Origin of the sequence: Erwinia sp. (assembly GCF_049696395.1) — a bacterium.
Lineage (GTDB): Bacteria > Pseudomonadota > Gammaproteobacteria > Enterobacterales > Enterobacteriaceae > Erwinia.
Genome location: NZ_JBAVTT010000146.1, coordinates 1 through 8,736 on the forward strand (window position 1 = coordinate 1; position 8,736 = coordinate 8,736).

9 protein-coding genes are annotated in these 8,736 nt (G+C 54.0%); 5 read left to right on the forward strand and 4 right to left on the reverse strand.

Annotation, left to right across the window (positions count from 1 at the left end; all coding sequences use genetic code 11):
- The 4 genes from WCC56_RS17615 to dnaA form a co-directional block, all read right to left on the reverse strand.
- Positions 1 to 695: ATP-binding protein (locus WCC56_RS17615; protein ID WP_424693626.1), on the reverse strand; the 695-nt coding region annotated here is incomplete at its 3' end.
- 17 nt (positions 696 to 712) lie between these two features.
- A complete protein-coding gene (gene recF / locus WCC56_RS17620; protein ID WP_424693627.1) occupies positions 713 to 1,798 on the reverse strand; it encodes a DNA replication/repair protein RecF in 1,086 nt (361 codons plus the stop codon).
- Between the two features lie 101 nt (positions 1,799 to 1,899).
- Positions 1,900 to 3,000, reverse strand: coding sequence for a DNA polymerase III subunit beta (dnaN, locus tag WCC56_RS17625; RefSeq protein WP_053141070.1), 1,101 nt, complete (start codon positions 2,998 to 3,000; stop codon positions 1,900 to 1,902).
- Between the two features lie 4 nt (positions 3,001 to 3,004).
- The gene (gene dnaA / locus WCC56_RS17630) at positions 3,005 to 4,396 is read right to left on the reverse strand and encodes a chromosomal replication initiator protein DnaA (RefSeq protein ID WP_424693628.1); all 1,392 of its coding nucleotides are present in this window, start codon (positions 4,394 to 4,396) and stop codon (positions 3,005 to 3,007) included.
- 605 nt (positions 4,397 to 5,001) lie between these two features.
- Here dnaA and rpmH point away from each other — a divergent pair.
- From rpmH to mnmE, 5 genes are all read left to right on the forward strand, one after another.
- Positions 5,002 to 5,142, forward strand: coding sequence for a 50S ribosomal protein L34 (rpmH, locus tag WCC56_RS17635; protein WP_013204567.1), 141 nt, complete (start codon positions 5,002 to 5,004; stop codon positions 5,140 to 5,142).
- A gap of 17 nt (positions 5,143 to 5,159) precedes the next feature.
- Positions 5,160 to 5,519 carry a ribonuclease P protein component gene (gene rnpA, locus WCC56_RS17640; RefSeq protein WP_034889333.1) on the forward strand — a complete coding sequence of 120 codons (360 nt, stop codon included), beginning with the start codon at positions 5,160 to 5,162 and terminating at the stop codon, positions 5,517 to 5,519.
- Positions 5,483 to 5,731, forward strand: coding sequence for a membrane protein insertion efficiency factor YidD (gene yidD, locus WCC56_RS17645; RefSeq protein ID WP_424693629.1), 249 nt, complete (start codon positions 5,483 to 5,485; stop codon positions 5,729 to 5,731). Before rnpA ends, yidD begins: the two co-directional genes overlap by 37 nt.
- 11 nt (positions 5,732 to 5,742) lie before the next feature.
- Positions 5,743 to 7,389 (forward strand): membrane protein insertase YidC, encoded by a 1,647-nt coding sequence (gene yidC / locus WCC56_RS17650; RefSeq protein WP_424693630.1) that lies wholly within the window; start codon positions 5,743 to 5,745, stop codon positions 7,387 to 7,389.
- Positions 7,390 to 7,584: 195 nt separating this feature from the next.
- Positions 7,585 to 8,736: tRNA uridine-5-carboxymethylaminomethyl(34) synthesis GTPase MnmE (mnmE, locus tag WCC56_RS17655; RefSeq protein ID WP_424693631.1), on the forward strand; the 1,152-nt coding region annotated here is incomplete at its 3' end.

Below are 8,736 nucleotides of genomic sequence, written 5' to 3' on the forward strand. Positions count from 1 at the left end.
TTGTTCTTGTTCAGGTACTCAACGAACGCCTTGATGCCGCCTTCGTAGTGATAGTGATCCTGACGGGCATCACGCTTGTCTTCCAGCTTGATCGACACGCCGGAGTTCAGGAATGACAGTTCACGCAAACGCTTGGCGAGGATTTCATATTCAAACTCGGTCACGTTGGTGAAGGTCTGATGGCTTGGCCAGAAACGCACGCGGGTTCCGGTCAGATCCGTTTCACCGGTCACGCTCAGCGGTGCCTGAGGCACGCCGTGCATATAAATCTGCTGGTGAACTTTGCCTTCGCGGCGAATGGTAAGCTCCAACTTTTCAGACAGGGCGTTAACCACTGACACGCCTACGCCGTGCAAACCACCGGAAACTTTATAAGAGTTATCATCGAATTTCCCGCCTGCGTGCAGCACAGTCATGATCACTTCTGCAGCAGAAATACCTTCTTCATGGATGCCGGTAGGAATACCACGGCCATCATCCTGCACGGATACGGAGTTATCCGCATGAATTGTCACCAGAATTTCTTTACAGTGACCGGCGAGTGCTTCGTCGATGGCGTTATCCACGACCTCGAATACCATGTGATGCAGACCGGTGCCGTCATCCGTATCGCCGATATACATACCCGGGCGCTTGCGTACTGCATCAAGCCCTTTTAGAACTTTGATACTTGAGGAGTCATAAGAATTCGACATCAACGTTTCTCGCTCGTTTAATCTTCAGGTTGAACCGCTATTTTACCTTGTTCCACGTGGAACATCTTGCCCTTTTCGTCAGTCATGTCGAACACGTGTTCGGCACTGATAGCGCTGACAAAAACCTGGGCATGCGTGGCTTTCAGACGGGAGGCCAACAGCTGTCGCCGCGTCTCATCCAGCTCGGAGGCAAAATCATCTATCAGATACAGGCAGCGTCGCCCATTCTGTCGGGTGAGAAACTCACCCTGCGCCAGTCTCAGGGCGCACATCAGCAGCTTTAACTGGCCACGTGACAGTAAATCTTCCACCGGCGTCCCGTCGGCACGGATACGAAAATCCGCTTTGTGCGGGCCGCTGGCGGTGTAAGTCAGAGCCCGATCGCGTTCAAACTGGCGTTCGAGCAGTTCGCCGTACTCCGTCTCTTTGTCCCAGCCGCGCTGGAAAGAGAAGTTCAGCTTAAATTCCGGTAAAAATTGTGCGCAGGTGGCGTTGATATCTTCGGCGATAGCTTCGCTGTAGGCCGCACGCCAGCGGCTGATCTGCTCAGCAAGAGGAACCAGCTCCTGGTCCCAGGCGCGGATTTGCTGATAGCGTGAAACCTGACGTAAAGCGGCATTTCGCTGCTTCATCAACCTGCGGAGATTACTCCAGGCGGTAAAAAACCCGGGTTCGTTATGAAAACAGCCCCAGTCGATATACGCACGACGGTATTTCGGTCCGCCATTGAGCAGCGTAAAACCTTCGGGGGTGATCAGCTGCATTGGCAGCATCTGCGCCAGCTCAGCCACTTTATGGCCGTCGCTACCGTCGATGCGCACTTTGCTGTCTCCAGCGCGATTTTTGGTCAAACCTACCGAGATTTCGCGCTCAGCGCCTTCAATCCGACCGTGCAGGACAAAGGCATCCTGATCGTGGCGGATAACCCGTCCAGCCTGCAGGCTGCGAAACGCGCGACCGTGGCCGAGCGTGTATATCGCTTCCAACACGCTGGTTTTGCCACTGCCGTTAGCGCCCACCAGAAAGTTAAAGCCGGGAGCCAGCGCCAGATCCGCATTTTCGATGTTGCGAAAGTCTTTGATTAGAAGGCGGGTTAAAGCCATAGCAGATTACTTCCAAAAACGGGCATCAGGGCAGTGCGCTTTTCAGCAGCCAGTTTGTGCGCGGACAGCACACAAACTGGCTACTGAGACAGGCCGATAGATTATAAACGCATTGGCATGACGACATAGGCAGCGCTCTGGCTGGCTGCGTCTTCAATCTGTACGCTTGAAACGGAGTCTGTCAGCAGCAGACGGACATTCTCACACTTCAGCGCGTTGAGCACGTCCAGCACGTAGCTGACGTTAAAACCAATTTCCAGATCGGTGCCGCCGTAGGTCACGTCCAGCATCTCTTCCGCTTCTTCCTGCTCCGGGTTGTTCGCGGTAATTTTCAGCTGATTTTCGCTGACATACAGACGAACGCCGCGGAACTTCTCGTTAGAGAGGATCGCTGCTCGGGCAAAAGCTTGCTTAAGGATGTCGCAACCGGCATCCAGCGTTTTATCCGGATTCTTCGGCAATACGCGGCGATAATCCGGGAAACGGCCATCAACCAGCTTCGAAGTGAAGATAAAGTCGCCAACGTGAGCACGAATATTGTTGCTGCCAATCTGCACCTGCAGCGGCGTGTCGCCCCCGTCGAGCAGACGAACCAGCTCAATCACCCCTTTACGCGGCACGATCACCGAATGGCTCGGCAATTGCTGACCGACCGGCATGGAACACACCGCCAGACGGTGACCATCGGTGGCTACTGTACGCAGCTCTTCACCTTCGGTTTCAAACAGCATACCGTTCAGGTAGTAACGAACATCCTGATGTGCCATTGAGAACTGGGTCGCTTCGATCAGACGCTTCAGTGTGGCCTGCGGAAGCGTAAATTCGACTTCGCTGGTCCAGTCATCCAGATTCGGGAAGTCACTGGCTGGCAACGTGGAAAGCGAGAAACGGCTGCGGCCTGAGCGCACCAGCATTCTTTCGCCGTCCAGCATCACGGTAATCTCCGCGCCTTCAGGCAGGCCACGGCAGATATCGAAAAACTTACGGGCTGGCACCGTGGTGGCACCAGGTTCGTGTTCCTGTGTCAGCGCGACACGGGCCACCATTTCCATCTCTAAGTCAGTGCCGGTCAGCAACAGGCTGCCTTCATTGACCTGTAACAACAGGTTGCCAAGGATCGGTAAAGTCGGCCGTCCGCCCAGTGGGCTGCTGACCTGCTGTAATGGCTTGAGTAAATGCTCGCGTTCTACAATAAATTTCATAGCGTCAGGAAGATAATGTTCTGATTAGATTTGAGAAATCTTCTTTAATATCGTGACTTTCTTCACGCAGCTGCTCGATTTTACGACAGGCATGCAGCACCGTGGTATGGTCACGACCCCCGAAAGCATCACCGATTTCCGGTAAACTGTGGTTGGTCAATTCTTTGGCCATCGCCATCGCCATCTGGCGTGGGCGGGCCACCGAGCGGGAACGCCGCTTGGAGAGCAAATCAGCCACTTTGATTTTGTAATACTCTGCCACTGTCTTCTGGATGTTGTCGATGGTGACCAACTTCTCCTGAAGTGCCAGCAGATCGCGCAGCGCTTCCCGCACAAAATCAATGGTAATTGCCCGGCCAGTAAAGTTGGCGTTGGCAATGACGCGGTTCAGCGCCCCTTCTAACTCACGTACGTTAGATCGTAAACGCTTGGCAATAAAGAAAGCCACTTCACCCGGCAGGCGGATATCGTTTTCGTCGGCTTTTTTCATCAGGATCGCCACGCGGGTTTCCAGCTCAGGCGGCTCGATCGCGACGGTCAGCCCCCAGCCAAAACGGGATTTCAGACGATCTTCCACACCGTTGATCTCTTTCGGATAACGATCCGAAGTCAGAATGATTTGTTGGTTGCCTTCCAGCAACGCATTAAAGGTGTGGAAAAACTCTTCCTGAGATCGCTCTTTATTGGCAAAGAACTGAATGTCATCGATCAGCAAAGCATCGACCGAGCGGTAGTAGCGTTTGAACTCTTCGATAGCGTTGTTTTGCAGCGCCTTAACCATGTCCTGCACAAAACGCTCGGAGTGCATGTAAACCACTTTGGCATTGGGTTTACGCGCCATGATCCCGTTACCCACCGCATGCAACAGGTGAGTTTTACCCAGACCGGTGCCGCCATAAAGGAATAAGGGGTTGTAGGCGCCGCCAGGATTGTCCGCTACCTGACGCGCTGCCGCACGGGCTAACTGGTTTGATTTACCTTCAACGAAGTTATCAAAGTTATGCTTGGTGTTAACGTTCGAGCGGTAAGAAAGCTCCGCCGGAGCCGGCATACTGTCCCAGCTTGGGCGAGTGTGCACAGGGCGAGAAGCCTGCACGGGCGCACTGCCATGTGCGCTGGCCAGCACTGGCTGGCTGATCTGGCGTGTCACCGGCTTGCTGCCCACTTCAAATCGCAGCAACGGTACGTTCGTTCCGCAGAAATCGTTCAGCAGGCCATTAATATTATTGAGGTATTTATCCCGAACCCAATCGAGTACAAACCGGTTTGGTGCATACAAGGCCAACGTGTTGTCGTTCAATTCGGCCTGCAATGGGCGTATCCACATGCTGAATTCGGTGGCAGGTAGCTCATCCTGCAAACGGGCAAGACACTGTTGCCATAGCGTAAGTGACACGGCGGACTCCACTCGAAAAAATTCGATAAGAAAAAAAGGCGCTGAAGCGATAAATTCATCATTGTTGACGCATGCAGATGACGCACATACGAACCGCTGTCCGCGGTTATCCCGCCATTGATCGACCCGGAGGATCGTTAACGGAAGGGCGGATCATAGCGTAAAGCGAAGCAGAGATCTTCACTTTCTACACAGTTTTGATCCAATTTATCCACAGGTCAGCGCTGCGGGGATAAGTTTACGCTCTCGTGCTCAAAAGGCATTCAGGATCGTCTGCATTCATCGAATTTTAAAGGTGCCGTCACGTTATTATCGCAAACGCGATGTAAGGGGATCGCAAGAAGATCCTGAACGATCCTTGCGCTTTATAGCAGACGCCGTATAATTCTCGCCCCGACGCGAAGCGCTCTGGCCCGTACCGGCTGGTTTTGCGGTCGACCGGGATATCCAGACGCGGCTTTTTAACGCGAAGTAAATTGACTCCGGACTGTACAATTATTACAATCCCGCCTCTTTATTAAAGACACACTGAGGCGTCGGTCGGTTTTCTGACCACCAAAACGCGTCACCCAGTGAAAATTTTCCAAGTTTAGGTAGAAATCGCCATGAAACGCACTTTTCAACCGTCCGTACTGAAGCGTAACCGTTCACACGGTTTCCGTGCTCGTATGGCAACAAAAAATGGTCAACAGGTTCTGGCACGTCGTCGTGCTAAAGGCCGTTCACGCCTGACCGTTTCTAAGTAATAAAAGCTAACCGCTCAGTGGTTAAGCTAGCATTTCCCAGGGAGTTACGTTTGTTAACTCCCACTCATTTCACTTTCGTCTTCCAGCAGCCACAAAGAGCTGGCACGCCGCAAATTACTATTCTCGGCCGCCTGAACTCGCTGGGGCATCCCCGCATCGGTCTTACCGTCGCAAAAAAACACGTCAAACGCGCGCATGAACGCAACCGGATCAAGAGATTGACCCGCGAGAGTTTTCGCCTGCGTCAACACGAACTTCCAGCAATGGATTTCGTGATCGTGGCGAAAAAAGGCGTGGCTGACCTGGATAACCGTGCGCTGACGGAAGCGTTGGAGAAACTATGGCGTCGTCACTGTCGCCTGGCTCGCGGCTCCTGATAGCGGTTATTCGCGTGTACCAACGCGCGATTAGCCCGCTTTTAGGACCTCACTGTCGATTCCACCCAACCTGTTCTCAATACGGTATTGAGGCATTGCGCAGGTTTGGGGTGATAAAAGGCAGTTGGTTGACGATGAAACGCGTATTAAAATGCCACCCCTTGAACCCGGGTGGCGACGATCCGGTGCCGCCAAAAACCGACGATAACTGAGAACATTAACGATGGATTCGCAACGCAATCTTTTTCTCATCGCTTTTCTGTTCGTGTCTTTCATGATCTGGCAAGCCTGGCAGACGGACCACGCTCCGCAGCCTGTGCAGACTCAGACCACACAAAACACGACCAGCGCAGCCGGTGATGCCGCCAACCAGGGTGTACCTGCCAGCGGACAGGGCAAAACGATCACCGTTAAGACTGATGTCCTGACTTTACATATCAACACCCGTGGTGGCGATATCGAGCAGGCACTGCTGCAGACTTACCCGGACAAACTGGGTTCTTCTCAGCCATTCCAGCTGCTGGAAACCACACCAGGTTTTCTGTATCAGGCTCAGAGCGGTCTGACCGGTCGTAACGGCCCGGACAACCCGGCTAACGGCGCTCGTCCTCTGTTCACCACCACTCAGGATAGCTTTGAGTTGGCGGACGGCCAGAGCGAACTGCGTATTCCGCTGACGTTCACCGCGGAAAACGGCGCAACCTTCACCAAAACCTTCGTTCTGAAGCGCGGTGAGTTTGCGATCGACGTGGATTATCAGGTTAACAACACCACCCAGCAGCCGCTGGAAGTGGCGATGTTTGGTCAGCTGAAGCAGACCATCGACCTGCCAAAACACCGCGATACCGGCAGTAATAATTTTGCGTTGCACACTTTCCGTGGCGCGGCTTACTCCAGCAGTGAGACCAACTACGAGAAGTACAAGTTTGACAAAATCAGCGATAACGAAAACCTGAACACCACCACCAACAATGGTTGGGTGGCGATGCTTCAGCAGTATTTCGCTACCGCCTGGGTACCACGTACCAGCGGCTCCAATACTCTTTATACCAGCAACCTGGGTAACGGTATTGCGGCTGTAGGCTACAAATCCGCACCGATCACCATCGCCCCTGGCGCGCAGCAGAACCTGGCTGCCACGCTGTGGGTTGGCCCGGAAATTCAGGATAAGATGGCCGCTATCGCGCCGCATCTGGACCTGACTGTGGATTATGGCTGGTTGTGGTTCATCTCTCAGCCGCTGTTCAAACTGCTGAAGTTCCTGCACAGCTTTATCGGTAACTGGGGCTTCTCGATTATCGTTATCACCTTTATCGTTCGTGGCATCATGTACCCGCTGACCAAAGCGCAGTACACCTCCATGGCGAAAATGCGCATGCTGCAGCCTAAGATTCAGGCAATGCGTGAGCGTATCGGTGAAGATAAACAGCGTATGAGCCAGGAAATGATGGCGCTGTACAAAGCAGAGAAAGTGAACCCGCTGGGTGGGTGTCTGCCACTGGTTATCCAGATGCCAATCTTCCTGGCACTGTATTACATGCTGATGGGCTCAATTGAACTGCGTCATGCGCCGTTTGCTCTGTGGATCCATGACTTGTCTGCACAGGACCCGTACTACATCCTGCCGATCCTGATGGGCGTTACGATGTTCTTCATTCAGAAGATGTCGCCGACCACGGTGACCGACCCGATGCAGCAGAAGATCATGACCTTTATGCCCGTGATCTTCACCGTGTTCTTCCTGTGGTTCCCGTCTGGTCTGGTGCTGTACTACATTGTCAGTAACCTGGTGACCATTATCCAGCAGCAGCTGATTTATCGCGGCCTGGAAAAACGTGGCTTACACAGCCGTGACAAAAAGAAAGCGTAAAGATTAAAGAGAAAGACTTCACCCAATAGATTTTGAGTTGCAGGAAGGCGGCAAAAGAGCGAATCCCCAGGAGCTTAATAAAGTAAGTGACTGGGGTGAGAGAGCAGCCAACACACCTGCAACTTGAAAGATGAAGGGTGTACTATAAGGCGGTCACTGACCGCCTTATTTTTTTGCCTGAAAAGAGAGTCGAATATGAGTCATAGCGAGACTATCGTCGCCCAGGCGACCCCGCCAGGCCGCGGTGGTGTGGGCATTCTGCGCATTTCCGGCAGCAAAGCCGCTGAGGTAGCTCAGGCACTGCTGGGCAAGCTACCCAAGCCCCGCTACGCCGACTATCTGCCCTTCCGTGATACCGAAGGCAACGCACTGGATCAGGGCATCGCGCTGTGGTTCCCTGGTCCGAACTCCTTTACCGGCGAAGACGTGCTGGAGTTGCAGGGACACGGCGGCCCGGTCATCCTCGACCTGCTGCTCAAGCGCATTGTGGCGCTGCCGGGCCTGCGGATTGCCCGCCCTGGTGAATTCTCAGAGCGTGCCTTCCTGAATGACAAGCTGGACCTCGCTCAGGCTGAGGCGATTGCCGACCTGATTGATGCCAGCTCCGAACAGGCTGCCCGCTCCGCACTGAACTCACTGCAGGGGGCGTTTTCACTGCGGGTTAACCATCTTGTGGAAGCACTTACTCACCTGCGAATCTACGTAGAAGCTGCGATCGACTTCCCGGATGAGGAAATCGACTTCCTGTCAGACGGCAAAATCGAAGCGCAGCTGGAACAGGTGATTGCCGATCTGGATGGCGTGCGGGCCGAAGCGCGTCAGGGCAGCCTGCTGCGCGAAGGGATGAAGGTGGTGATTGCCGGTCGTCCCAATGCCGGTAAATCCAGCCTGCTGAATGCGCTGGCAGGCCGTGAGGCGGCGATTGTGACCGATATCGCCGGTACCACCCGCGACGTGCTGCGTGAGCATATCCATATTGACGGTATGCCGCTGCATATTATTGATACCGCCGGACTGCGCGAAGCCAGCGACGAAGTTGAGCGTATCGGCATCGAACGTGCATGGAACGAGATCGAACAGGCAGACCGCGTGCTGTTTATGGTCGATGGCACCACGACTGGCGCAACTGAACCCGCCGAGATCTGGCCAGACTTTATTGCCCGTTTACCCGCAACCCTGCCGATCACCGTGGTGCGTAACAAAGCGGACGTCACCGGCGAGGCGCAAGGTCTGACGGAAGTGAATGGCCACTCACTTATTCGCCTGTCGGCCCGCACCGGGGACGGCATTGACGTGCTGCGCAACCATTTGAAAGAGAGCATGGGCTTCTCCGGCAATATCGAAGGC